The organism is Pseudomonas sp. GD04091, from assembly GCF_029836165.1.
GTDB lineage: Bacteria > Pseudomonadota > Gammaproteobacteria > Pseudomonadales > Pseudomonadaceae > Aquipseudomonas.
The window spans coordinates 22,718-44,776 of the sequence record NZ_JAOEBG010000002.1 but is presented as its reverse complement, the minus strand read 5'-3'; the positions used below and the strand labels follow the sequence as shown (position 1 = coordinate 44,776).

The window sequence follows — 22,059 nt, the reverse complement described above, 5'->3', positions numbered from 1 at the left end:
GGGTCCGGCAAAAGTGTAGACGACGAGGTTTTTCGCTTGGGGAGCGGGCTTGCGCCGCGCAAGGGCTGCGTGGCAGCCCCCGGCGGTCGGGACTCAGACGCGGAACTGATCCATCAGCCCCTGCTGCTGGTTGGCCAGGCTGTTGAGCGACTGGCTGACCCGCGCCGATTCGTTGGCCTGGCCGCTCAGCGACTCGGTGACGTCGCGGATGGTGGCGACGTTGCTGTTGATCTCCTCGGCCACCGCGCTCTGCTCTTCGGCGGCACTGGCGATCTGCAGGTTCATGTCGGTGATCACCGTCACGGCCTGGCCGATGCGCTGCAGCGCGGTCACCGCCTGGCCGACCTGTTCCACGCCGCCCTGGGCCTGGCGATGGCTGCTGTCCATGGCGCCGACCACTTCCTGGGTGCCAGCCTGCAGGGCCTCGATCACCTGGCGGGTTTCCTCCACCGACTCCTGGGTGCGTCGCGCCAGGTTGCGCACTTCGTCGGCGACCACGGCGAAGCCACGCCCTGCCTCACCGGCGCGGGCGGCCTCGATGGCGGCGTTGAGCGCCAGCAGGTTGGTCTGCTCGGCGATCGAGCGGATCACCTCGAGCACCGAGCCGATCTTCTCGCTGTTCTGCGCCAGGCCTTCGACCTGGGCCATGGCGCTGCTCATGTCGGCGGCCAGGGTGTCGATACTGGTGGTGGTGCGGTCGATCACCGCCAGGCCCTCGCGGGTCGCCTGGTCGGCGTCGCGCGCGGCCTGGGCGGCCTGGGCGGCGCTGCGGGCGACGTCCTGGGCGGTGGCGCTCATTTCGTGGGAGGCGGTGGCCACCTGGTCGACCTGGCGGTACTGCTGCTCCATGCCGGCGCTGGTCTCGGCGGCGATGGCCGCGGACTGGTCGGCGGTGCCACGTGCGGCCTGGACCGAGCGCTTCACCTCGGCGATGGTCGGTTGCAGCTTGTCGAGGAAGCGGTTGAACCAGCCAGCCAGCTCACCGAGTTCGTCGCGCTTGTCGTACTGCAGGCGACGGGTCAGGTCGCCTTCACCACTGGCGATGTCCTTGAGCATCGCGGCCACGCCGAGGATCGGCCGGGTCACGCCGCGGGCCATCAGCCACACCAGCAGCAGGCCGGCGATGGCGGCGGCCAGGCCCAGGCCCAGCTCGAGCAGGGTGCCGCTGGTGTTGAGGGCGTCAAGCTCGTGCTTGAGGCTCTCGGCCGGGCCGGCCAGGGCGTTTTCCGGCACGTCCAGCAGTACGCCCCAGGGCTTGCCACCCGGGATCGGCTCGAAGGCGGCCAGGACTTTCAGGCGCTGCTGGTCGTGCACGATCTGCAGCTTGCCCTCGGCGAGCTTGCGCACCAGTTCCGCGCCCTGGGGCTTGTCGACCTGGTCGAAACGCTGGGCCAGCTTGCCGGCGTCGGCGCTGTAGCCGGCCAACAGGCCGACCGGGCTGAGGATGCCGACCGTGGTCCGGCCTTCGTACAAGCCGCGGCTGGCGGTCTCGCTGAGGGCCTGCAGGCTGTTGAGGTTGATGTCGATGGACAGGGTGGCGATGACCTTGTCGCCGGCCTTGAGCGGGAAGACGATGCTGGTCATCAGCACCCGTTGGCCATCGATGTCATAGAAGTAGGGCTCGACCACGCAGACCTTGCCGCTGCTGCGCGGGCAGACCCACCAGGTGTTGGCGGGCTGGCCGCTGGGGCCGATCTCGGTGTTGGCCATGTCGTGCTCGGGCAGGGCCATCGAGGTCAGCTGGCCGGCGCGCGGCTGCGACCAGTACAGGGCGAAGCGGCCGGTCTCGTTGCTGCCCAGCTCGCCCTGGCCGGCGAACAGCTTGTCCTTGCCATCCAGCGCGCCCGGTTCGAACACCAGCGACAGGCCGAGCAGGTCAGGGTTGGCCTGCAGCGCGGCCTGCACCTGCGCGGTCAGGTCCTGGCGCAGGTCATAGGCATCGAGGAAGCGTTTCTCGGCCTGCTCGCGCAGGAACAGCACCTGGCGGGCGAAGCCGGCGCCGTACTGGTAGGCGTCCATGAACTGGCGGCGGATGTTCAAGGCCTGGACCTCGCCCTGGGATTCGATGCGTGACTGGGCCGCCTCGGTCAGCATCTGCATGCTGCTGGCCTTCACCAGGTCCGAACTGTGGTCCATGCGGTACAGCGAAAGGCCGACGAGCAGGGTGACGATGCTGGCCAGGCACAGGCCTGCCAACAGGGTGATTTTCCATTGGATGGAAAGTTGTCGCAGCAAAGGCATGGGGAAAATCCCTTGTAATAGGTTTGATGCTGCCGAATGTGTCGGCGATCAGGGATTTTTCTTTATCCGTGCGTTCAATAAAAATGTAAGACTTTGGTCGATTCCTACGCTTTGGCGTGAAGCGACCGGCTTTGACTTCCGGTCAATCGTGCATCAGAGTGTGCGCCCTTCATACAAGATCCCCCCAGGTCTGGCCACGGCGCCGAGCAGCCTGTCGCTGGAGCGCTCGCTTTTTTGTCTGTAGTAACGAGGTTTGCACACTAATGAATGCAGTAATTGTCGCGGTAGGGCTCATGCTGGTCCTGAGCCTTTCCCGCGTGCATGTCGTCATCGCCCTGATAGCCGGCGCCTTTGCCGGAGGGCTGGTGGGCGGCCTTGGTGTCGAGGGCACGCTCAAAGCCTTCAATGGTGGCCTGGGCGGCGGAGCCACGGTGGCTATGTCCTATGCGCTGCTGGGCGCTTTTGCCGTCGCCATCGCCAAGTCGGGCCTGGCGCACGCGCTCTCCGACCAGGCCCGGACGATGATTAGTCGCCAGCGGCACAGCGATGGCCGGGAAGTGAAATGGGTGCTGGTCACGCTGATCCTGATCGTGTCGGTGTGCTCGCAGAACCTGGTGCCGATCCATATCGCGTTCATTCCCCTGCTGCTGCCACCGTTGTTGTACGTACTGACCAAGCTGCGCATCGACCGGCGGCTGATCGCCTGCGTGATCACTTTCGGCCTGATCACCCCGTACATGTTCCTGCCGGTGGGCTTCGGCAACATCTTCCTCAACGAGATCCTGCTGGCCAGTGTCAGCCGTGCCGGGGTCGACGTCAGTGCCGTCAACGTCACCCAGGCCATGGCCATTCCTGCCGCCGGGCTGTTCGTCGGGCTGCTGGTGGCGGTGTTCTTCAGTTATCGCAAGAAACGCGACTATGACCTGGCGCGCATCCAGGAGGTCGAGCAGGTGGATGTGCGCTACACCGCGAGAACCTTGCTGGTGGCCGCGGCGGCGATCGTTGCCGCGTTCGTCGTCCAGCTGTGGCTGGGCTCGCTGATTCTGGGATCGCTGGTTGGCTTCCTGCTGTTTTCGCTGTCGGGCATCGTGCGCTGGAAGGAGAGCGACGACCTGTTCACCGAAGGCATGAAGATGATGGCGATGATTGGCTTCATCATGATCGCCGCGTCGGGATTCGCCGAGGTGATGAAGGCCACCGGTGAAGTGAGCAGCCTGGTGGAGACTTCGGCGCAGTGGATTGGCCACAGCAAGGCGATCGGCGCGTTGCTGATGCTGCTGGTGGGCCTGCTGGTGACCATGGGTATCGGCTCGTCGTTTTCCACGGTGCCGATCCTGGCCGCGATCTTCGTGCCGCTGTGCGTGCAGCTGGGGTTCGACCCGCTGGCCACCGTCTGCATCGTCGGTACCGCCGGCGCCCTGGGCGACGCCGGCTCGCCGGCATCCGACTCCACCCTCGGGCCGACCGCCGGCCTGAACGTGGACGGCCAGCATCATCATATCTGGGACACCGTGGTGCCGACGTTCATCCACTACAACCTGCCGCTGCTGGCCTTCGGCTGGCTGGCGGCGATGATGCTCTGAACTGATATCGTCGGGGGCTGCCGCGCGGCCCTTTCGGCGGCGAGCCGGCGAAAGGCCCGGGGCGAGATTTCAGCCGCGGGAAGGTGCCGGGACGATGCGGTTGAGGACGGTGCTGCCGTCCTTGCTGCGGGTCAGGTAGACCGGTAGCACCTTGGGCAGGGTATCGACCAGCCGTGCCACCTCGGCGGTGTTGTAGATGCCGCTGATGCGGATATTGCCGGTGCTCTCGTCGGCCAGCAGCAGCGGCTTGTTCAGGTATCGGTTGATGACCGGCAGCGCCTGCGTCAGGCTCAGGTTGTCCAGCACCAGCTTGCCGTTGCGCCAGGCCAGGCTGTTGCCGTAGTCGTTGCTCTGGTTCAGTTCGGGCTCGAAGTCGCCCTGGTGATAGCTGGCTTGCATCCCTGGGCCGAGGCGATAGCCGCCGGAGTTGCCATCGCTGCTGACCAGCACCGAGCCCTCCACCAGCGTCACCTTGACCTGGTCCTCATACTTCCACACGTTGAACTGGGTGCCGGTAACCCGGGTCTGGCCGCTGGCGGCGCGGACGATGAACGGGTGGTTGCTGTCGTGCGCGACCTTGAAGAAGGCTTCGCCCTTGACCAGGGTGACCCGACGCTCGTTCTTGTAGTTCAGGAAGCGCAGCTCGCTGTTGAGATTCAGCTCGACGCTGCTGCCATCGTTCAGGCGAACGTGCGCTACCTGATGGCTGGTTTCGAAGTGCTGGTAGCTGTCGGGGAGCCACCCTTGCTCCCAGCCGATCCAGCCGGCCAGGGGCAGGGCCAGCAGGGCAATGGCCGCCGCCGAGGCATAGGGGCGCCAGTGACGTGCGCGCGGCTGACGCCGTGGCGCAGGCTGCAGTTCGACGACTTCGGCGTTGCGGGGGAGCAGGTCGGCGGTCTGCCAGATCTCCAACATGGCCTGGTATTCCTCGGCATGCCGTGGATCGGTTGCCAGCCATCGAGCGAAAGCGCCCCTTTCAGCCGCCGTGCAGTCTTCGGAGTGCAGGCGCATGCACCAGTGCGCGGCGGCATCGGTGATGGCATCGTCTTCGCTGGGAAGGTGGCGGTCCTGGTTCATTTCGGCTCCCGGTTTTGCCGGCATTCTACCCTTGGCGGGAGCTCCCGAGAACGAGTTAATGGCGAATGACTATCAATTGTATGATTTTTCGTCGTATATGCGGTTGAGTCCCATCTGTGCCAGGCCTGCGGGTCGGACGCGCCGGCCTGGCACCCGATTCAGAACTGCTCGGCCGCCAGGCCGTACAGGCTGGCGCTGCCGGCGCGGATCGTCGCTTCCAGCGCCAGGCCGCGCGGCAGCACGCGCTGGAAGAAGAACATCGCGCATTCGAGCTTGGCGCCGTGGAAGGCCGGGTCGGTGTCGTACTGTCGCTGTGCCGTGCCGGCCATCCGTGCCCACATGTAGGCATAGGCGGTCAGGCCGAACAGATGCAGGTATTCCACTGCCGAGCTGCTGACCAGGTTGGCATCCTCGCCGGCGCGCGTCTGCAGCCACTTGCTCACGCTCTCCAGGCGCACCAGCGCTTGCAGCAGGGCCTCGCGGTGCAGCGCGGCATCGACACAGAAGGCGCGGATCTCGGCGGCCAGGCCGGCCAGTGCCTGGCCGCCGTCGGCCAACACCTTGCGCCCGAGCAGGTCCAGGGCCTGAATGCCGTTGGTGCCTTCGTAGATCTGCGCGATGCGCACATCGCGCACGCGCTGCTCTTGCCCCCATTCGCGAATGTAGCCATGGCCGCCGAACACCTGCTGGCCGAGCACGCAGCTTTCCAGCCCATTGTCGGTGAAGAAGGCTTTCGCCACCGGGGTGAGCAGGGCGACCAGGCGCTGGGCGCCCTCGCGTTCGCCCGCGTCCTCGGCGTAACGGGCGATATCCAGTTGCTGGCCGACGTAGACGGCGAATGCCCGCCCGCCTTCGGTGAGGGTGCGCATGGTCAGCAGCATGCGCCGCACATCGCCGTGCACGATGATCGGGTCGGCCAGCCGGGCCTGGTCCTGGGCGCCGCCGGCGGCACGGCTCTGCAGGCGCTCACGGGCATAACGGGCGGCGCTCTGGTAGGACGCCTCGGCGCAGCCGATGCCCTGGATGCCGATGGACAGGCGTTCGTAGTTCATCATGGTGAACATCGCCGCCAGGCCTTTGTTCACCTCGCCGACCAGATAGCCTTCGGCCTGGTCGAAGTTCATCACGCAAGTGGCCGAGGCCTTGATGCCCATCTTGTGTTCGATCGAACCGCAGTGCGCGCCATTGCGTGCGCCGAGGCTGCCGTGCGCACCCACCAGCCACTTCGGCACCAGGAACAACGAGATGCCCTTGGGCCCGGGCGGCGCATCGGGCAGGCGCGCCAGCACCAGGTGGACGATGTTCTCGGTCAGGTCCTGCTCGCCGCCGGTGATGAAGATCTTGCTGCCGCTGATGCGATAGCTGCCGTCGGCCTGGGGTTCGGCGCGGCTGCGGATCAGGCCCAGGTCGGTACCGGCGTGAGGTTCTGTCAGGCACATGGTGCCGGCCCAGCGGCCCTCGTACAGCGGTGCCAGGTAGGTTGCCCTGAGCGCATCGCTGGCGTGGGCGTCGATGGCCAGGCAACTGCCGGCGCTGAGCGCCGAGTAGAGGCTGAAGCTGCTGTCGGCGGCGTACATCATCTCCTCGAACAGCACACCGAGCATTTTCGGCATGCCCATGCCGCCATGGTCGGGGTTGCCGCCCAGGCCGACCCAACCCCCGTCGCGGTAGATCTGCCAGGCTTCGCGAAAACCGTCGGGGGTGCGCACCTCGGCGTTTTCGAAGCGCACACCTTGTTCATCGCCGTGGCGGCTGAGTGGGGCGATCAACTGGCTGGTGAGTTTCGCGGCCTCCTCGAGGATGGCGTCGGCGGTCTCGGCGTCGACCCGTTCGGCCAGGGCCGGCAGGCGCGCCCATAGGGCCGGGCCCTGGAAGACGTCCTTGAGGATGAAGCGCATGTCGCGTAGCGGGGCGTTGTATTCGGTCATGGCGGGGCTCGTCGAAGGGATTGGAGGGCGGGGGCTCAGAGCGTTCCGGCCCGATCGCGCAGCACGTACTTCTGGATCTTGCCGGTGCTGGTCTTGGGCAGTTCGCCGAATACCACGGTCTTCGGCACCTTGAAGCCGGCCAGGTGCTCACGGCACCAGGCGATGACGTCGCTTTCGCGCGTGGCGCCATGGCCGGTCTTCAGGGTCACGAAGGCGCACGGCGTCTCGCCCCATTTTTCATCCGGACGCGCGACCACGGCGGCCTCGAGCACGGCGGGGTGCTTGTACAGGACGTCCTCGACCTCGATGGTGGAGATGTTCTCGCCGCCGGAAATGATGATGTCCTTGAGCCGGTCCTTGATCTCGACGTAGCCATCGGGGTGCCAGACCGCCAGGTCGCCGGTGTGGAACCAGCCGCCACGGAAGGCTTCGGCGGTGGCCTCGGGGTTCTTCAGGTAGCCTTTCATCACCGTGTTGCCACGCATGAAGATCTCGCCGAGGGTTTCGCCGTCGCGCGGCACCGGCGCCAGGGTCTGCGGATCGGCCACCATCAGTCCGTCCAGGGTCGGGTAGCGCACGCCCTGGCGAGACTTGATCCGCGCCCGCGCCTCCAACGGCTGTTCGTCCCATTCGTCATGCCAGGCGCACACCGTCACCGGCCCGTAGACCTCGGTCAGGCCATAGGTGTGGGTGAGGTGGATACCCATTTGCTCCACCGCGCCGATCACCTTGGCCGGTGGCGCCGCGCCGGCGACCATGGCCTGCACCGGGTGGTCGATGGCCGCCTTGGCGGTGTCGGGCATGTTGACCAGGGCGTTGAGCACGATCGGCGCGCCACACAGGTGGCTGACCCGGTGCTCGCGGATCAGGGTGAGGATCTTCTGCGGGTCGACCCGGCGCAGGAACACATGGGTGCCGGCCAGGGCGGTGATGGTCCAGGGATAGCACCAGCCGTTGCAGTGGAACATCGGCAAGGTCCACAGGTACACCGGGCGGTGGCCCATGGCCCAGGTCATCTGGTTGCCGATGGCGTTGAGGTAGGCGCCGCGGTGGTGGTAGACCACGCCCTTGGGGTTGCCGGTGGTGCCGGAGGTATAGTTGAGCGAGATGGCCTGCCACTCGTCGTCGGGCCATGCCCAGGCGAACGCCGGATCGCCTTCGGCCAGCAGTGCCTCGTAATCCAGGTCGCTGACCGGTTGGCCTTCGCCGTATTCCGGATCGTCCACGTCGATCACCAGCGGCGGGTGCTCCAGCAGCGCCAGGGCGTCCTTGATGACGCCGTGGAACTCGCGGTCGCCGATCAGTACCTTGGCTTCGCCGTGGCGCAGCATGAAGGCGATGGCCTCGGCATCCAGGCGCACGTTGAGGGTGTTGAGCACCGCGCCGATCATCGGCACGCCGAAGTGCGCCTCGAGCATGGCGGGGATGTTCGGCAGCATCACCGCCACCGTGTCGCCGCGGCCGATGCCGCGACCTTGCAGGGCGCTGGCCAGGCGCCGGCAGCGGGCGTAGGTCTGCTGCCAGTCGCGGCGGATGGCGCCGTGGATCACGGCCGGGTAGCGACCGTAGACGGCGGCGGTGCGTTCGATGAAGCTCAGGGGAGTCAGGGCGACGTGGTTGACGGGCGCGGGCATCAGGCCCTGGGAGAAGATCGACATACGGTTGTCCTGTAAGGGAGGCGGGCGCACCGTGGCGCGCTTGTCTCCCTGGTGGCTGATTGTTAGCTCTGATCAGGTGGGAGGTGCAGGCCTCCCTGTCGCTTTTTTACGCGAGCCGCTATCGTATCTGGAAGATCGACTATAGCAATATAGTAAAACTACTATAATAAAGGCTGTTACCTGTGGACCTCACCTGTACCCCCTTGCTGGCGTTGGACCCTCAACCCAGTCTGTTGATCGGCCCGGATGCGCTGGCGTGGCAACTCAATCCTGCCTTGCAGGCGCTGATCCAGGGCGGCCCGCCCTTGACGCACTGGCTGCCGGCCAACCATGCCGCGCTGGTGCGTGCCTGCCTGTCCCAGGCGCGGGCGATCAGCGACGTCGAAGCCGAAGTGGGTGAGCGCATCCTGCTCTGGACCTTCATCCCCGATGCGCCGCGCCAGCAGGTTCTGGCGCGCTGCCGCGATGCCAGTGCCGAGCGCCATGGCGAGCGTGAGGCCAGTCGCGCCCGGCGGCTGTACCGGCTGATCACCGAGAACACCACCGACCTGATCTCCCGGCACAGCCCGGATGGGCGTTTTCTCGACGCCACACCCGCGGCGTTTCGCCTGCTCGGGGTATGGCCGGAGCAATTGCGCGCCAGCCCTGCGCACGGCCTGTTGCACCCGCGCGAGCGGCGCCAGGTACTGCTGCAGGCGGGCGCCGCGCTGGAGGCGGACGGCTATCACACCGTGACCTGCCGCGTGCGCCATGCCGACGGGCGCTACCGCTGGTTCGAGATCGCCTGCCGGGCGATCCGCGAAACTTATACCGGCGCGGTGGTGGAGATCGTCGCGGTGTCGCGCGACATCACCCTGCGCATCGAGGCCCAGGAGAGTCTCGCCCACAGCGCCCGGGTCGCCACCCTGGGCGAGCTGGCCTCGGGCATCGCCCACGAGATCAATCAGCCGCTGGCCGCGGTGCTCAACTACAGCAATGCCAGCCTGCGCTACCTGAACAACCTGGACCACGACCCCCAGGCGCGGGAGCGGGTCGCCCAGGGGCTGCAGCGCATCAACGCCCAGGCCACCCATGCCGCGCAGGTGATCCGCCGCCTGCGCGCTTTTCTTCGTAAAGGCCCGCGCCAGCTGCAGGCGGTGGATATCAACGAGGTGGCCGAGGAAGCGCTGCGCCTGTGTGCCTGGGAGGCCGCTGGCGCGCAGGTGCGCATCGAGTTGCGGCTGGCTGCGCAGTTGCCGAGGGTGTATGCCGACCGTGTGCTGCTCGAGCAGGTATTGCTCAATCTGCTGCGCAACGCGATCGATGCCAACCGCGAGCAGCATCCGGGCCGTCCGTCGCGTATCCTGCTAAGCGCCCGGCGCGAGGCCGATGGGTTGCAGGTGGAAGTGGCCGACCAGGGCCCGGGCGTATCGCCTGAACGCATGGACACGCTGTTCACGCCCTTCATCACCAGCAAGGCCGATGGCCTTGGCCTGGGGCTGAGCATGAGCCGCAGCATCGTCGAGGGCTTCGACGGCAGCTTGTGGGCGCGTGCAGGTGAAGAGCATGGACTGGTCCTGTGCTGTCGCCTGGCGGTAAACCGGACATGACGGGGGATGCGGTGGTGCAAGCGAAGGTGTATGTGGTCGACGACGATGCCGGGATGCTCGATTCCACGGTGTGGCTGCTCGAGTCCGTGGGGCTGCAGGCATTGCCGTTCACTTCGGGGCAGGCCTTTCTCGATGCCTGCGAGGACTCCGGGCCGGCCTGTGTCCTGCTCGACGTGCGCATGCCGGGGCTGGGGGGCCTGGCGGTGCAGCAGGCGCTGCGCGAGCGGGGGGTACGGATTCCACTGATCTTCGTCAGCGCCCATGCCGACGTGCCCATCGTGGTCAGGGCATTCAAGGCCGGTGCCGTCGACTTCATCGAGAAGCCCTACAACGATCAGTTGCTGCTCGACAGTGTGCAGGCCGCGCTCAACCGCGCCGGAGCCAGCCATGCGGGCAGTGGCGAGGTGGCGCAGGTGCAGGCGCGGATCGACAGCCTCACCCCACGGGAGCGAGATGTGTTCATTCCGTTGGTCCAGGGGCAGGGCAATCGCGAGATCGCCGAGCGCCTGGGCGTGAGCGTGAAGACCATCGACCTGTATCGTGGACGCGTGATGAAACGCATGCAGGCCGAGAGCCTGGCGGAACTGGTAGGGATGGCGATCGCCTGCGGCCAGGTACAGGCCCTGGGGCTGCGGGCGAGCTGAGCGCTCAGCGTCTGGCGATCACCAGCGCGGCGGGCCGTAATAGACCGGTGGCGGGCCGTAGTAGCGGCGATACACCGGCGGCGGCGCTGGCACGTAGCGCTCCACTACGTAGGGCTGGTAATACACCGGCGGCGGTGGCGCCTGCACGTACACCGGCGGCGGTGCGTAGACTGGCTGTGGCTGAACGTACACGGTGCGGTCACGCCCGCCCGAAACGGCCGCGCCGACCACTGCGCCGACCACGGCGGCGCCGATCACGGGCCCCGGGCCATACCAGCCGCCGCCATGGGCCGATGCTTGCCCGCTGATGGCCAGTGCGCCGACCAGCAGGGCGATTCCGGGGATGAAACGTTTCATGGTGACACCTCGCGCAAGACCCCTCGTTCGGGGCTTGCCTACTATGACCGCAAGGCGCCCGAGGTGCGCCGGGGGAAAGGGTAAAGGTTGTGTAAGGGGCGACCGGCGGTGGCGTCTGCTACCCTCGCACAATCGTTTCAGCCATGACTGAGGAGCAGCGATGAGCATTCCACCCAGCAGGAACACGGTTCTGTGCATTTCCCTGGCCGGCCGCCCCGGCACCTTCGGGGTGCGCTTTCACAATCACCTCTACCAGCAGCTGGGGCTGGACTACTACTACAAGGCCATGACCACCCAGGACCTGCCCGCCGCCGTAGGCGGCATCCGCGCGCTGGGCATCCGTGGCTGCGGTGTGTCGATGCCTTACAAGGAGGCCTGCATGGCATTGGTGGACGAGATCGACCCATCCGCTGCGGCCATCGACTCGGTGAACACCCTGGTCAACACCGACGGGCACCTGAAGGCGTACAACACCGACTACCTCGCGGTACGCCAGTTGCTGGCCCACCACCGGGTCGACCCCGCCAGCGGCTTTGCCCTGCGCGGCAGCGGCGGCATGGCCAAGGCCGTGGCCAGCGCGCTGCGCGACGCAGGGTTCGGTGATGGGATCATCGTTGCCCGCAACGAGCAGGCAGGGCGGCAGCTGGCGGATGTCTGCGGTTATCGCTGGCTGCCCGAACTGGATGGCCGCTGCCCGCCGCTGCTGGTCAACGTCACGCCGATCGGCATGGCCGGGGGGCCGGAGGCGGATCAGCTGGCCTTCCCGGAAACGGCCATCGCAGCGGCCGAGCGCGTCTTCGATGTCGTGGCGATGCCGGCACTGACGCCATTGATCCGCCACGCCCAGGCACTGGGCAAGCCGGTCATCACCGGGCTGGAGGTGATCGCCCTGCAGGCATTGGAACAATTCGTGCTGTACACCGGGGTGCGGCCGACGCCGGCGCAGGTCGATGCGGCAGTGGCGTATGCACGGCAGGCCTGAATCGCGGGTAAACCCCTGCGCGGAGCGCTGATCCCTGTGGGAGCTTACCCGCGAAACTGCGTCCTTTTCGCCGGCAACGACCTCAGAAGACCTTGTGCCCCTCGTCGAGCAGCTGGTCGACCAGCGCCCGGCCATGGGCCAGGGAGACGTGCTGGGCGTTGTCCAGGTCGCAGAACAATTTCATCGGCATCGAGATCCGCTTGCTGGTATGGCCTTCGGGATCGGTGATCAGGCATCCGGCGGCGTAGGGCAGGGGAGAGTCTGGGTGGGGCATCACGCTGGCGGTGATGGTGTGGTCGCGATATTCACAGTGAAGGGTTTGCATCGTCCTTACCTCGCTGTGGCTTGGAAGCGCTGTTACTTCCATATACCACAGCGAGGGGCCGGGAGTTCCCGGCCCGACGAGCGCGAGCGGACGGATCAGCCTTTCAGCTCGGTCGGCTGGATCACTTCCACCCAGTAGCCATCCGGGTCCTTGACGAAGGCCAGGTGGTTCATGCGGCCATCTTGCAGGCGCTTCTGGAACGGTACGCCGAGCGCCTCGAAGCGGGCACAGGCGACGCGCACGTCCGGCACCGAGATGCAGATGTGGCCGAAGCCGCGTGGGTCGGTGTTGCCATTGTGGTAGGCGAACCCAGCGTCGTTTTCGGTACCGTGATTGTGGGTCAGTTCCAGCACGCCGGGGATCGACTTCATCCATTGGTGGCGCTCGGCGTCGTCGGCCGGGATCTGTGCCGGGTCGACCAGGGCCAGGAAGTACAGGCTGAAGGCCGCTTCCGGGAAGTCACGCTTGTCCACCAGGCGAAAGCCCAGCACGCGGGTGTAGAAATCCAGCGATTTCTCGATGTCCTTGACCCGCAGCATGGTGTGGTTGAACACGAAGTTGGCGGTGGCGGCGTCTGGCTGGGCAGTGACGCCTGGCAGGGTGTGCAGATCGTGCAGGCTCATGGGTACTCCGGAATCAGGCCTAGGTCATTCAGACGGGCCATGATACGGCAGTGAGCCTGCAGCGCAAATGAAAGCGCCCCGCACGAGTGCGGGGCGCCGGAATTAGAGGCCCGCATGTGCGGGCGCGTGATGGGGTCGCTAGTCCTTTAGCTGGTTCAATATTGAGCCTGTGCTTGTGAAAAAAGTGTGAAGCACTTGTCGAGGTTTCATCAGCGCACCCAACTTTCCACGGTCTGCGCGCCATACTGTTCTTTCCAGGCCTTCAGCCCCCGGTGATTGCCGCCTTTGGTCTCGATCCGTTCGCCGGTGTGGGGGTTCTCGTAGACCTTCACCACGCGTGGGCGACGCTGCTGCTTGACCGCGCCGGCCGGTGCACGGGGCACGGCCTTGGGATCGAGAATGGCAATGATGTCGCGCAGGTTCTTGTCATAGCTTTTCATCAGGCCGACTAGTTTCTGCTCGAATTCGATTTCGCGTTTAAGGCCGGCATCCTTTTTTAGCGCCTCCAATTGTGCCATTTGTTCCTGAAGCGCTTTTTCGGCAGCACGAAACTCTGCAAGTCTGGACACTGTCATCACTCCTGTAAGTCTGCCGTGGCATGACGTGACGAACATGAAGATTGCATTGAACGCCGGCCACGCGGGTGGGTATAGCTGTTCGCTGAGTGTGAGTGTAGTAGTCGCAGGCAAGTGGGTAAACAGCAAACTTTCAATCCATTAGCCGGGAACTTTGGCGGATTTTCGCGCCGTATTCGAAGCGTGTGCCGCAATGACTGGCCTGGGGCCTTAGACCATGGTCCCATGGCCCGAGCTAGAGCGATTGGTGGAAAATTTACGATGATGGTCGAAATGTACTCGGCCGTCCTGTAGTGCCGGTGCAAGTGGTTGCCCGGATCGTTTTTCTGCCCTTCTTTTGGATGTTTCCCCGCATGTTTGCCCCTTTCCCCCTCGCCCCTGGGCGCCGAGTTGCCGGCCTGTTCTTCCTGTGTGCCGGTATCAACGCTCAGGCCGCCGGTTTTCTTGAAGACAGCAGTGCCAAGGTCGAAGCACGCAATGTCTATTTCAATCGGGATTTCCGTGACGGCCACAGCAGTTCCAGCCAGGGTGCGTCGAAGCGCGAAGAATGGGCCCAGGGCTTCATCCTCAATGTCCAGTCCGGTTATACCCAGGGTCCGATAGGCTTTGGCGTGGATGCGCTGGGCATGCTCGGTTTCAAGCTGGATTCGAGCCCGGCGGACAGCAACAGCGGCTTGCTGCCGTCTTCCGGGCACGACCCGCGCCACTCCGCCGACCAGTACGCCAAGATGGGCATCGCCGGCAAGGTGAAGGTTTCGAATACCGTACTCAAGTACGGTTCGATGATGCCGGATGTGCCGCTGCTCAAGTACAACGATGGCCGCCTGTTGCCGACCATGTTCCACGGCGCCTGGCTGACCTCCGAAGAGGTGCGCGACCTCAAGTTCACCCTGGCGCGCCTGAACCAGTACACCGCGCGGGACTCCACCGACCGCCAGGACATTCGCGTCCACTGCAAGAACAAGCGCTACGCCTGCGACATCGAGGCCGATCACTTCGACCTGGCGGGTGTCGACTACCGCTTCAACGACCGTGTCAGCGCCCAGTACCAGGTCTCCAAGCTGGAAAACATCTACCGTCAACACTTCCTTGGCCTGGTCGCCAGTCAGCCTCTGGAAGTCGGTAGCCTGTCGGCCGACCTGCGGGTGATCAAGAGCGACGACATCGGCAACGCCCGTGCCGGCCGGATCGACCACCGCGCCTTCAGCGGCATGCTCGGCTACAGCCTCGGTGGACACAAGCTCAGCGCCGGCTGGCAGCGCATGTACGGCGACAGCGCCATGCCGTACCTCGATGGCAGCAATCCCTACCTGGTCAACTACGCCCAGGTCAACGACTTCGCCGCCGCTCAGGAGCGCTCCTGGCAGGTACGCTACGACTACGACTTCAAGGCCCTGGGCGTGCCCGGCCTGACCTTCTTCACCCGCTACATCAATGGCGACAACATCAAGGCCCCGGGCAGCAGCGCCGAAGGCAAGGAATGGGAACGCGACACCGAGCTGAAGTATCAGGTGCAAAGCGGCACCTTCAAGGACGTCAGCGTGCGCCTGCGCAACTCCACCTACCGCAGCAACTACGAGAAGTGGGCGCGTGACATGGACGAGACCCGGGTCATCGTCAGCTACAACTTCTCGATTCTCTGAGCGCCTTTGCCAAACGCCGGTGGCCGACCGACAATGGCCACCGGTTTCCAGGCAGGTCAGGCGATGAAACAACTTCTATTGATCGGCATCGGTCCCGGTGACCCTCGCCAGGTCACCTACGAGGCCGTGGAAGCCCTGCGGCGCGCCACGGTGTTCTTCGTGCTCGACAAGGGCGCGGTCAAGGACGAACTGGCGGGCCAGCGGCGGACGATCCTCGAGCGCTACCTGCCCCAAGGCGGCTATCGCCTGGTGCAGGTGGGCGATCCACTGCGTGATGGCCAGGCGACGGATTATGTCGGCGCCGTGCAGGATTGGCACGCCCAGCGCGCCGCGCTGTACGCACGCCTGATCGACGAGGAACTGGGCACCGACGATGTCGGCGCCTTCCTGCTCTGGGGCGAGCCCGGGCTCTACGACAGCACCTTGCGCATCCTCGACCTGGTTCGTGAGCGTGGGGTGTCGCTCGCGCTCGAGGTGATTCCCGGTATCAGCAGCGTCCAGGCCCTGGCCGCCAGGCACCAGATCCCCCTCAACCGTATCGGTGAGCCGCTGACCGTGCTTCCGGGGCGGCGCCTTGGCGAGCAGGCACGGATCGACAATGTCGTGGTGATGCTCGATGGGCAGTGCGCCTTCGCCGCCCTGGAGGATCCACAGCTGGTGATCTACTGGGGCGCCCACCTGGGCACGGCCGACGAGTTGCTGGTGAGCGGGCCGTTGTCGGCGGTGAAGGCGCGCATCCTTGAGCTGCGCGAAGCGGCGCGGCGGCGCAAGGGATGGATCATGGATACCTATCTGCTGCGGCGGCAGCTGTAGGCATCAACGCCTGCGCAGCATCGCGCCGGTGAAGTTGTACAAACGCTGCTCCTCCAGATGCTGCAGGGCATGTTCGACCCGTCGCAGGAGTACCGGGTCACGCCGGGCCGCGAGCAACGGCGCGCAGGCCTCCTGGGCCTGCTGCCAGGCAGCTTCATCGCTGTGCAGCCGGACCGCCTGCGCGGCCAACTCCTCGGTGCTGGTGGCGATGCCGCCGGGCCAGGGGCGATGCGTCTGCAGACCTTCGGCGCCGACAGGCGTGGTCACGCTGGGTGTGCCGCAGCGCAGTGCGTCCATCAGCTCACCGACAACCCCGGCACCGAAGCGCAGCGGCGCCAGGCATACCCGGGCGCTGGCCATCGCGGCCTGGGGATCCTCGGCCTGGCCCAGTACATGGAACCCTTCGTCCGGTGCATGCAAGGCCATGGTTTTGGCCGCCGGCCCGGTACCGTACAGCTGCAACCGGGCATCCGGCAGGCGCCGGCGCAGCATCGGCCAGAGGTTGTGCTTCATCCACAACAGGGCGTCGTGGTAGGCCGCCTGGCCGAAATGGCCGAAGCTGACGAAGTGCTGGCGTTCGCCGAAGGAGGGCAAGGGCTGGTGGAGCGGGCCGGCCAAGGGCGGGCAGTGGTGCAGCAGGTAATCCGCCACGCCAAAGCCGTTGACCAGCAGGTCGATCTCGCGCTGCGTGGCGAGCAGTGTCAGGTCGCAACGCCAGATCGCCGCGACTTCGCGCTGGGTGGTCGCGGCGGGTGCCATCTGCCGGAACAGATCGGGGCCGGGGGTGGCGAACAGGGCGCCGAAGTCGTTGGGGTCAAGGCCCTCCACCAGACGCCGGCGAAGCAATTGCTGGCGCGCTTCGCGCAGGCTTTGCAGACCGTTGCCGGCGAGCATGCGCAGGGCCTGGGGATAGCGTTGCGCGACAGGGCCGGCGAACTGCTCCTCCATCAGGAAATGGTCGAACAGCACCACGTCGGGCGCCGATATGCCCTCAGGCAGCGCGCCAGGGCTGATAGCCAGCTCGTCCACGCCCAGGGCGGACTTGTGCGGACCGGTTGCGGCGGCACTGGCCACGGTGATCCGCCAACCGTGCCCGCGGAAGCTTTCAAGAAGCTGCGTCATGTACCGTCCGGCGCTCCACGCGGTGGGTTCGGGCCAGGTGTGGGCGATGACCAGGAGCTGGGGCATGGGCGAGGGCCTTGGCGGAAAAGGCGCTATTTAACCATGCGTGGCGCGGTCACGCCTCCAGCGCGGTCTTGAGCACCGCGCTCAGATGCCGGCGCTGGCTCTTTTCATGTTCGAGCAGCACCATGCGCCGGGTCAGCTGTGGTTCGCCGAAGGGCAGCACGGTGGCCGGGGGCAGGCGTGCGAGGTCGTCATCGCTCATGGGAATGATCGCCACGCCCAGCCCCATGGCCGCCATGCGGGCCAGGGCCTCCTGGCTGTCCAGCTCCATCTGCTCGCTGACCTGCAGGCGCTGGCGGCGCAGCTCCTGTTCGATCTGCCGGCCGGCCCAGGCGCGCTTGTCGAAGCGCAGGAACGGCTGGCTGGCGAGCAGCTGTGGCAGGCCCTGACCCGCCAGTTCCGGGCTGGCGATGGCCCAGAAGCGGTCCTCGAACAGCGGTACGAACTGCAGGCACTGTGGGTACGGGCTGACGGGTTCGGTGGTGATGGCGGCATCCAGCTCGCCGTCCTCGACACGCCGGGCAAGCTCGGCCGACATGCCCGAGACCACGCTGATGTGCAGCAGCGGGTGGTGCGCCTTGATCCACACCAGCGCCTGGGGCAGGCGCCGGGCCAGAACCGTGTGTATGGCGCCGATACGCAGGCGGCCGCGCAGGCTTGGCGCGCTGGCCAGGGTATCGGCCAGTTCGTCGTAGGCGGCCAGGATGGCTTCGGCGCGGGCCACCGCGAGCTGGCCGGCTTCGGTCAGCATCACCTGGCGACGGCTGCGGTCGAACAGGATGACCTGCAGTTCGTCTTCGAGCAGCTTGATGTGCAGGCTGACCGCCGAAGGCGTCAGGCTGAGCAGGTCGGCGGCACGGGCGAAGGTGCCGTGGCGGGCGATGGTCACCAGGGTGCGCAGGGCTTTGAGAGACACGAAAGGCTCCGGGGCGAGCAGGTGGGGGCATTGTCCGGCCCGGCCCCAGCGCTGGCAAGCGTCTAGCGGCAGCGGCGCCTGAGCCAGCCATCCAGGCTCAGGCGTCCGGCGCCCTTGAGCAGCAATGGCGACAGCGCCACCAGGTAGATCAGCGGCAGCTTGTAGTTGCCGTACCCCTGATCGGTGATCGCATAGCCGCGGGCCAGGTCGGCCAGGCTCGACCATGCGCCCGGCCAGTGCACCGCGGCAATCGCCACCACGGTCACCACCATCAGCACCGCCGAAGCCAGGCGTGTGCCCAGTCCGAGCAGCAGAAGCAGCGGACAGATCAGCTCGGCCCACATCGACAGCTGCCAGTTCAGGCCCGCCGGCAACAGGTCGAAGGGAAACGGGAAGCTCGCCTGCAGGTCGGCGAACCAGTTGCTGCCGTTGAACTTTTCCAGGCCCGATTCGAAGAATTCCCAGGCCAGGAACAGGCGCAGCGGCAGGTCGGCGCCCCAGCTGCCGACGCGGTCGAGGGCGGCGAAGGGGCGAGTCAGGAGGAGGGTTGGCATGATCGGTCTCCAGATGTTCAGTGCGACAGCGCCGGGGCGACCCGGCGCAGGCGCTGGGATTGCTTGGCGATGAGTTTCAGGGCGATGGCGGCGAACATCAGGGCAAAGGCCAGGGGATACCAGCCGCCCAGGGGAATGCGCTTGTAGAACGACAGGCAGAACACTGCCGCCAGCACCCAGGTGCCGGTACTGTGCAGGCCCTTCCATCGCCGCGGTCCGAGCAGGCGCATCGGTGCCTTGAACGAGGTGAGGGCCAGCAGCGCGATGAACAGGTAGCCTACCGAGCCCGGTATGTTCGCCACGGCCGTCCGACCGGCCCAGAACAGTTCCGGGAAGGCCTTGGCGTAGAGGTAGATCAACACCCCGTGGACCGTGTGCGAGAAGGCGAATGCCAGGCCCAGGTAGCGGCGCTCACGCAGCAACTGGCGGCTGGCGGTGCTCGGCAGCAGGATGGCCAGGGCCGAGGCGAGGAAGGTCAGCAGAAACAACGCGAACGAGCTGCGGGCGGTGGCGCGGATGGCGCTGCGCAGACCGTCCGGCCCCAGCGGCTGGCTGAGCAGCACGAGAGCGCTCATCGCCAGGGTCAGGGCCGCGAGGGCAGCGAACAACCTCCAGCCGGAGGGCAAGGGCAGGGCTTTCATGGGCGGGGCTCCCGGAGTTCAGGGCGATGGCGGGGTGCCGTCGCGCTGGGGTGGCCGGGAGTGTGCGGGGGTCGGGTATCTGCCGTGTGTCGCGGTGAGGGGGGTTATGTATCGGTCTGTAGCGGCGCTCAGCGGTTGCTGGTCAGGCGTTGCTGCGCCGCCGCACAGCCATTGATGTCCACTGCCTTGTGCAGGTAGGCCTGGCGCTGCTGCGGATCGATCTCGGCGAGCAGGCGGTAGATCTCGGCCTGATAGTCGCGCTGACGGCCCCATTGCATCTGCAGCCCTTGCGGTCGAGTGCGATTGCAGGCCAGCCGGGTCGCTGGCTGCGGGTAGTACGGTGCGTACAGGGTGGCCATGCTGGGCACCGCTTCCAGCGCTTCGCGGTAGCCAGGGCTGGCATTGTACGGTTGGCACCAGTGGGCAATGGCCAGGGCGGGCGGGGCGAAACCTTGCCTGAGGCTGGCTTCCAGCAGTGGGCAGGCGGCCTCGGCGATCTGGCCGGCCGGCAGGTAGGTGGTGTAGTACAGGGCCAGACGGTACTGGGCCACCGGGTGGCCGAGGGCGACGGACTTCTTCAGCAGCGCCACCGCCGTGGGCAGGGTATGGGCCAGCGCCTGGCCCTGGCGGCTCAGTTCGGGGTCGCCGCTGGCGGTGCGCAGGGGGCTGGCACTGGCATCCTGATTGTCAGCCTGCTCCAGCAGGGGCAGGGCCTGGCGGTAGAGCAGGTCGGCATGAGGGTCGATGCTCACCTCCAGCGCCTGCGCGCTGGCCGTCGCCAGCAGCAGGGGCAGGAATACGGCTCGGCGCGCGCGGACGCGGCGAACCTGACGCAAGGTCACAGGCTGTGGGGCGGCTGGGTAGGTCATGACGGGTACGCGTGTGCCTCAGGCGAATCAGGAGCGACGACGGCGTATTCTAGCCAGCCAAGGCCGCTCGCCGAAAGCCCGGCAAGGCACTATCAGACCAGCTTGATCGGCGCGACCTTGCGCAGGGCGTGTTTTTCCTGGGCCAGGCCGAGCTTGGCGGTGATCACCTTGGCCAGGGCGTTGTTGCCCAGGTCGTTGAAGTGCAGGCGATCGACGAACAGGTTCTCGGTGAACACCGGCGAGCTGCCGAGCATGCAGTTCATGTCGTAGCAAGGTACGGGGTCGGCCTGGCTCTTGATTCGGCGGAAGAAGGCCATGTGCAGTTGGCTGTCGAAGGTGCTGTCGAGCAGGCGGTCGAAGTGGGTCGGCTGGCGGCGCAGTCGTTCCAGCATGGCTTGTTCGGCGCTGGGCAGGCTTTCCCGGCACCACGGCAGCAGGGGCTGGAGGATGAAGGTGAGGGTAGTGTGGCCGCCGGCCAGCAGACGGTCCCACTGACGCAGGGTGCGACCGATGCAGTCGGCGGCGCGAATCAGGCGCTTGTCTGGGCTCGACAGTGCTTCGATCTGCGGCCACTGCGCGGTTCGACGCGGCGCGAAGGCCTGGCCGAGGCGTTGCAGAAAGGACTCGCTGCGTGGTATCGCAGGCGGCTGCACCCCTTCGTTGAAGCGGTTGAGAAAGGCCTGGTACGCCTGAGCGTGATGAGGGTCCTGGGCACCCGCGAGCATTTCGGCGAGCGCTTCCTGGGCCAGGGTGTTCAGGCCGCTGAGCACCACGACATGGCCGATCTGGCCGACACGGTGCTGGTGAGTGAGGAACATCAGCAGTTCCTGCGTCGCGTTCAACCCGCAACCGGCCAGGCTGAGCCAGATCTCCCCGGTCAGCATCGACAGGTACGAAGCCACGGTATGTTCGTCGGAACTTGCACCGATGCCCATGGCGGTGGAGCCGCCCACCAGCAGGTTGACGCGCGCCTTGCCACCGCGCTCGGCCAGCGAGAAGCGCTTGCCGGCGCAATGGCTGTAGCGCATGCCCAGGGCATCGGTGTTGATGGTGCCGGAGCGATAGCCGCGCTCGTGAATGTACAGGGTATGCGGTGCCCGACGGCTGCCCAGCTGCAGGAAGTGCTGGTAGTCCGTCGGCAGGGGGGCGGGAGCGTCCATGGCGCCGGCAGGTGAGGTGTTGATCGAGGTCATGGGCGCTCCTTCGGGCAGGGCGGGCTCAGGCGGCCAGCTCCTTGAGGTTGTAGGCCAGGCCGACGGCGGCGATCAGCAGCAGTGCGACACCCGAGGCCAGGCTGATCAGGCGGTTGGCGCGCGGCGAGGCGATCCTGCCGATGGCGAAGATGTACAGGCTGAGCACGGCGAAATCGATGGCGATCCACAGCAGCGACAGCACCATCATGCTCTTGCCGAACGATTCGGTGATCTGGATGAACTGTGGGAAGAAGGCGATGAAGAAAATGATGTCCTTGGGGTTGGAAATGCCGACCATGAAGCCTTGCAGCAGGCCGCCGCGGCCTGCCGGCACGGTGGTTTGGGCCTGTGCCGGCGCGCTGTCGGCCGGCGCCTGCAGCACGTCGCGCAGGGTACCCAGGGCAATGTAGCCGATGAACAGGCAGCCCAGCAGGCTCATGCCGTTGAGCCAGGCCTTGTCGATTGCCGCGCTGGTCATGATGATCCAGGCGGCGGCCCCGATCAGCACCAGCGAGGCCCAATTGGTCCCGACGGCGGTGAACAGGGCCTTGCGCGAGCCCGAGGCGGCGGCGGTGTTGACGATCAGTGCCACCACCGGGCCGGGCGTGGCGATCAGCAGCAGGACGGTGAGGGCGTAGGTAGCGGTCAGTGCGGTATTCACAT

At 66.3% G+C, this 22,059-nt stretch carries 21 protein-coding genes; 6 read left to right on the top strand and 15 right to left on the bottom strand.

The window, feature by feature from the left end:
* Positions 1 to 93 precede the first annotated feature (93 nt).
* A complete protein-coding gene (locus N7422_RS03155; RefSeq protein WP_279805146.1) occupies positions 94 to 2,241 on the bottom strand; it encodes a methyl-accepting chemotaxis protein in 2,148 nt (715 codons plus the stop codon).
* Between the two features lie 263 nt (positions 2,242 to 2,504).
* Here N7422_RS03155 and N7422_RS03150 point away from each other — a divergent pair, with 263 nt between their 5' ends.
* Positions 2,505 to 3,824, top strand: a complete 1,320-nt coding sequence (locus N7422_RS03150; RefSeq protein ID WP_279805145.1) for a Na+/H+ antiporter NhaC family protein — start codon at positions 2,505 to 2,507, stop codon at positions 3,822 to 3,824.
* Between the two features lie 69 nt (positions 3,825 to 3,893).
* On the opposite strand, the gene N7422_RS03145 is transcribed toward N7422_RS03150, so the two are convergent.
* The 3 genes from N7422_RS03145 to N7422_RS03135 all read right to left on the bottom strand — a co-directional run bounded on the left by N7422_RS03145 (position 3,894) and on the right by N7422_RS03135 (position 8,487).
* Positions 3,894 to 4,901, bottom strand: a complete 1,008-nt coding sequence (locus tag N7422_RS03145) for a FecR family protein (RefSeq protein ID WP_279805144.1) — start codon at positions 4,899 to 4,901, stop codon at positions 3,894 to 3,896.
* A 158-nt stretch (positions 4,902 to 5,059) separates the two neighbouring features.
* A complete protein-coding gene (locus N7422_RS03140) occupies positions 5,060 to 6,829 on the bottom strand; it encodes an acyl-CoA dehydrogenase C-terminal domain-containing protein (protein ID WP_279805143.1) in 1,770 nt (589 codons plus the stop codon).
* Positions 6,830 to 6,864: 35 nt separating this feature from the next.
* A complete protein-coding gene (locus N7422_RS03135) occupies positions 6,865 to 8,487 on the bottom strand; it encodes an acyl-CoA synthetase (RefSeq protein ID WP_279805142.1) in 1,623 nt (540 codons plus the stop codon).
* Positions 8,488 to 8,669: 182 nt separating this feature from the next.
* Here N7422_RS03135 and N7422_RS03130 point away from each other — a divergent pair, with 182 nt between their 5' ends.
* Together N7422_RS03130 and N7422_RS03125 are read left to right on the top strand one after the other, a co-directional pair.
* Positions 8,670 to 10,076, top strand: a complete 1,407-nt coding sequence (locus tag N7422_RS03130; protein WP_279805141.1) for an ATP-binding protein — start codon at positions 8,670 to 8,672, stop codon at positions 10,074 to 10,076.
* An 11-nt stretch (positions 10,077 to 10,087) separates the two neighbouring features.
* Positions 10,088 to 10,720, top strand: a complete 633-nt coding sequence (locus N7422_RS03125; protein WP_279805446.1) for a response regulator transcription factor — start codon at positions 10,088 to 10,090, stop codon at positions 10,718 to 10,720.
* 18 nt (positions 10,721 to 10,738) lie between these two features.
* Here N7422_RS03125 and N7422_RS03120 read toward each other — a convergent pair whose 3' ends face one another.
* The gene (locus N7422_RS03120; protein ID WP_279805139.1) at positions 10,739 to 11,077 is read right to left on the bottom strand and encodes a hypothetical protein; all 339 of its coding nucleotides are present in this window, start codon (positions 11,075 to 11,077) and stop codon (positions 10,739 to 10,741) included.
* A gap of 160 nt (positions 11,078 to 11,237) precedes the next feature.
* On the opposite strand from N7422_RS03120, the gene N7422_RS03115 reads away from it, so the two are divergent.
* Entirely contained in the window at positions 11,238 to 12,059 is an 822-nt protein-coding gene (locus N7422_RS03115) for a shikimate 5-dehydrogenase (protein ID WP_279805138.1), read from the top strand.
* Between the two features lie 82 nt (positions 12,060 to 12,141).
* On the opposite strand, the gene N7422_RS03110 is transcribed toward N7422_RS03115, so the two are convergent.
* The 3 genes from N7422_RS03110 to N7422_RS03100 all read right to left on the bottom strand — a co-directional run bounded on the left by N7422_RS03110 (position 12,142) and on the right by N7422_RS03100 (position 13,576).
* The gene (locus N7422_RS03110) at positions 12,142 to 12,384 is read right to left on the bottom strand and encodes a hypothetical protein (RefSeq protein ID WP_279805137.1); all 243 of its coding nucleotides are present in this window, start codon (positions 12,382 to 12,384) and stop codon (positions 12,142 to 12,144) included.
* A 95-nt stretch (positions 12,385 to 12,479) separates the two neighbouring features.
* Entirely contained in the window at positions 12,480 to 13,007 is a 528-nt protein-coding gene (gene gloA / locus N7422_RS03105) for a lactoylglutathione lyase (protein ID WP_279805136.1), read from the bottom strand.
* 209 nt (positions 13,008 to 13,216) lie between these two features.
* Complete coding sequence (locus N7422_RS03100) at positions 13,217 to 13,576, bottom strand: histone-like nucleoid-structuring protein, MvaT/MvaU family (protein WP_279805135.1); 360 nt, start codon at positions 13,574 to 13,576, stop codon at positions 13,217 to 13,219.
* Positions 13,577 to 13,935: 359 nt separating this feature from the next.
* Between N7422_RS03100 and N7422_RS03095 the strand changes: the two genes are divergently transcribed.
* Positions 13,936 to 15,225 (top strand): OprD family porin, encoded by a 1,290-nt coding sequence (locus N7422_RS03095; RefSeq protein WP_279805134.1) that lies wholly within the window; start codon positions 13,936 to 13,938, stop codon positions 15,223 to 15,225.
* Positions 15,226 to 15,288: 63 nt separating this feature from the next.
* A complete protein-coding gene (gene cobF, locus N7422_RS03090; protein ID WP_279805133.1) occupies positions 15,289 to 16,038 on the top strand; it encodes a precorrin-6A synthase (deacetylating) in 750 nt (249 codons plus the stop codon).
* A gap of 3 nt (positions 16,039 to 16,041) precedes the next feature.
* Here the strand turns inward: cobF and N7422_RS03085 are convergent, their stop codons facing one another.
* The 7 genes from N7422_RS03085 to N7422_RS03055 form a co-directional block, all read right to left on the bottom strand.
* Entirely contained in the window at positions 16,042 to 17,226 is a 1,185-nt protein-coding gene (locus N7422_RS03085) for a glycosyltransferase (RefSeq protein ID WP_279805132.1), read from the bottom strand.
* A 49-nt stretch (positions 17,227 to 17,275) separates the two neighbouring features.
* Positions 17,276 to 18,139 carry a LysR family transcriptional regulator gene (locus tag N7422_RS03080; protein ID WP_279805130.1) on the bottom strand — a complete coding sequence of 288 codons (864 nt, stop codon included), beginning with the start codon at positions 18,137 to 18,139 and terminating at the stop codon, positions 17,276 to 17,278.
* A gap of 62 nt (positions 18,140 to 18,201) precedes the next feature.
* Positions 18,202 to 18,693, bottom strand: a complete 492-nt coding sequence (locus N7422_RS03075; RefSeq protein WP_279805129.1) for a DoxX family protein — start codon at positions 18,691 to 18,693, stop codon at positions 18,202 to 18,204.
* A gap of 17 nt (positions 18,694 to 18,710) precedes the next feature.
* Positions 18,711 to 19,334 (bottom strand): ferric reductase-like transmembrane domain-containing protein, encoded by a 624-nt coding sequence (locus tag N7422_RS03070; protein ID WP_279805128.1) that lies wholly within the window; start codon positions 19,332 to 19,334, stop codon positions 18,711 to 18,713.
* Positions 19,335 to 19,462: 128 nt separating this feature from the next.
* Positions 19,463 to 20,203: a sel1 repeat family protein gene (locus tag N7422_RS03065; RefSeq protein WP_279805127.1), complete on the bottom strand. Its 741-nt coding sequence runs from the start codon at positions 20,201 to 20,203 to the stop codon at positions 19,463 to 19,465.
* Positions 20,204 to 20,295: 92 nt separating this feature from the next.
* On the bottom strand, positions 20,296 to 21,396 hold the full coding sequence (locus N7422_RS03060) for a hypothetical protein (RefSeq protein ID WP_279805126.1): 1,101 nt from the start codon (positions 21,394 to 21,396) through the stop codon (positions 20,296 to 20,298).
* Between the two features lie 25 nt (positions 21,397 to 21,421).
* A complete protein-coding gene (locus N7422_RS03055; RefSeq protein ID WP_279805125.1) occupies positions 21,422 to 22,057 on the bottom strand; it encodes a LysE family translocator in 636 nt (211 codons plus the stop codon).
* Positions 22,058 to 22,059: the final 2 nt, after the last annotated feature.

What these genes read in the sequence shown, in the direction of transcription:
- N7422_RS03155 (WP_279805146.1), bottom strand. Translation starts at nt 2,241, where the DNA reads ATGCCTTTGCTGCGACAACTTTCCATCCAATGGAAAATCACCCTGTTG.
- N7422_RS03150 (WP_279805145.1), top strand. Translation starts at nt 2,505, where the DNA reads ATGAATGCAGTAATTGTCGCGGTAGGGCTCATGCTGGTCCTGAGCCTT.
- N7422_RS03145 (WP_279805144.1), bottom strand. Translation starts at nt 4,901, where the DNA reads ATGAACCAGGACCGCCACCTTCCCAGCGAAGACGATGCCATCACCGAT.
- N7422_RS03140 (WP_279805143.1), bottom strand. Translation starts at nt 6,829, where the DNA reads ATGACCGAATACAACGCCCCGCTACGCGACATGCGCTTCATCCTCAAG.
- N7422_RS03135 (WP_279805142.1), bottom strand. Translation starts at nt 8,487, where the DNA reads ATGTCGATCTTCTCCCAGGGCCTGATGCCCGCGCCCGTCAACCACGTC.
- N7422_RS03120 (WP_279805139.1), bottom strand. Translation starts at nt 11,077, where the DNA reads ATGAAACGTTTCATCCCCGGAATCGCCCTGCTGGTCGGCGCACTGGCC.
- N7422_RS03115 (WP_279805138.1), top strand. Translation starts at nt 11,238, where the DNA reads ATGAGCATTCCACCCAGCAGGAACACGGTTCTGTGCATTTCCCTGGCC.
- N7422_RS03110 (WP_279805137.1), bottom strand. Translation starts at nt 12,384, where the DNA reads ATGCAAACCCTTCACTGTGAATATCGCGACCACACCATCACCGCCAGC.
- gloA (WP_279805136.1), bottom strand. Translation starts at nt 13,007, where the DNA reads ATGAGCCTGCACGATCTGCACACCCTGCCAGGCGTCACTGCCCAGCCA.
- N7422_RS03095 (WP_279805134.1), top strand. Translation starts at nt 13,936, where the DNA reads ATGTTTGCCCCTTTCCCCCTCGCCCCTGGGCGCCGAGTTGCCGGCCTG.
- cobF (WP_279805133.1), top strand. Translation starts at nt 15,289, where the DNA reads ATGAAACAACTTCTATTGATCGGCATCGGTCCCGGTGACCCTCGCCAG.
- N7422_RS03085 (WP_279805132.1), bottom strand. Translation starts at nt 17,226, where the DNA reads ATGCCCCAGCTCCTGGTCATCGCCCACACCTGGCCCGAACCCACCGCG.
- N7422_RS03075 (WP_279805129.1), bottom strand. Translation starts at nt 18,693, where the DNA reads ATGCCAACCCTCCTCCTGACTCGCCCCTTCGCCGCCCTCGACCGCGTC.
- N7422_RS03070 (WP_279805128.1), bottom strand. Translation starts at nt 19,334, where the DNA reads ATGAAAGCCCTGCCCTTGCCCTCCGGCTGGAGGTTGTTCGCTGCCCTC.
- N7422_RS03065 (WP_279805127.1), bottom strand. Translation starts at nt 20,203, where the DNA reads ATGACCTACCCAGCCGCCCCACAGCCTGTGACCTTGCGTCAGGTTCGC.
- N7422_RS03060 (WP_279805126.1), bottom strand. Translation starts at nt 21,396, where the DNA reads ATGACCTCGATCAACACCTCACCTGCCGGCGCCATGGACGCTCCCGCC.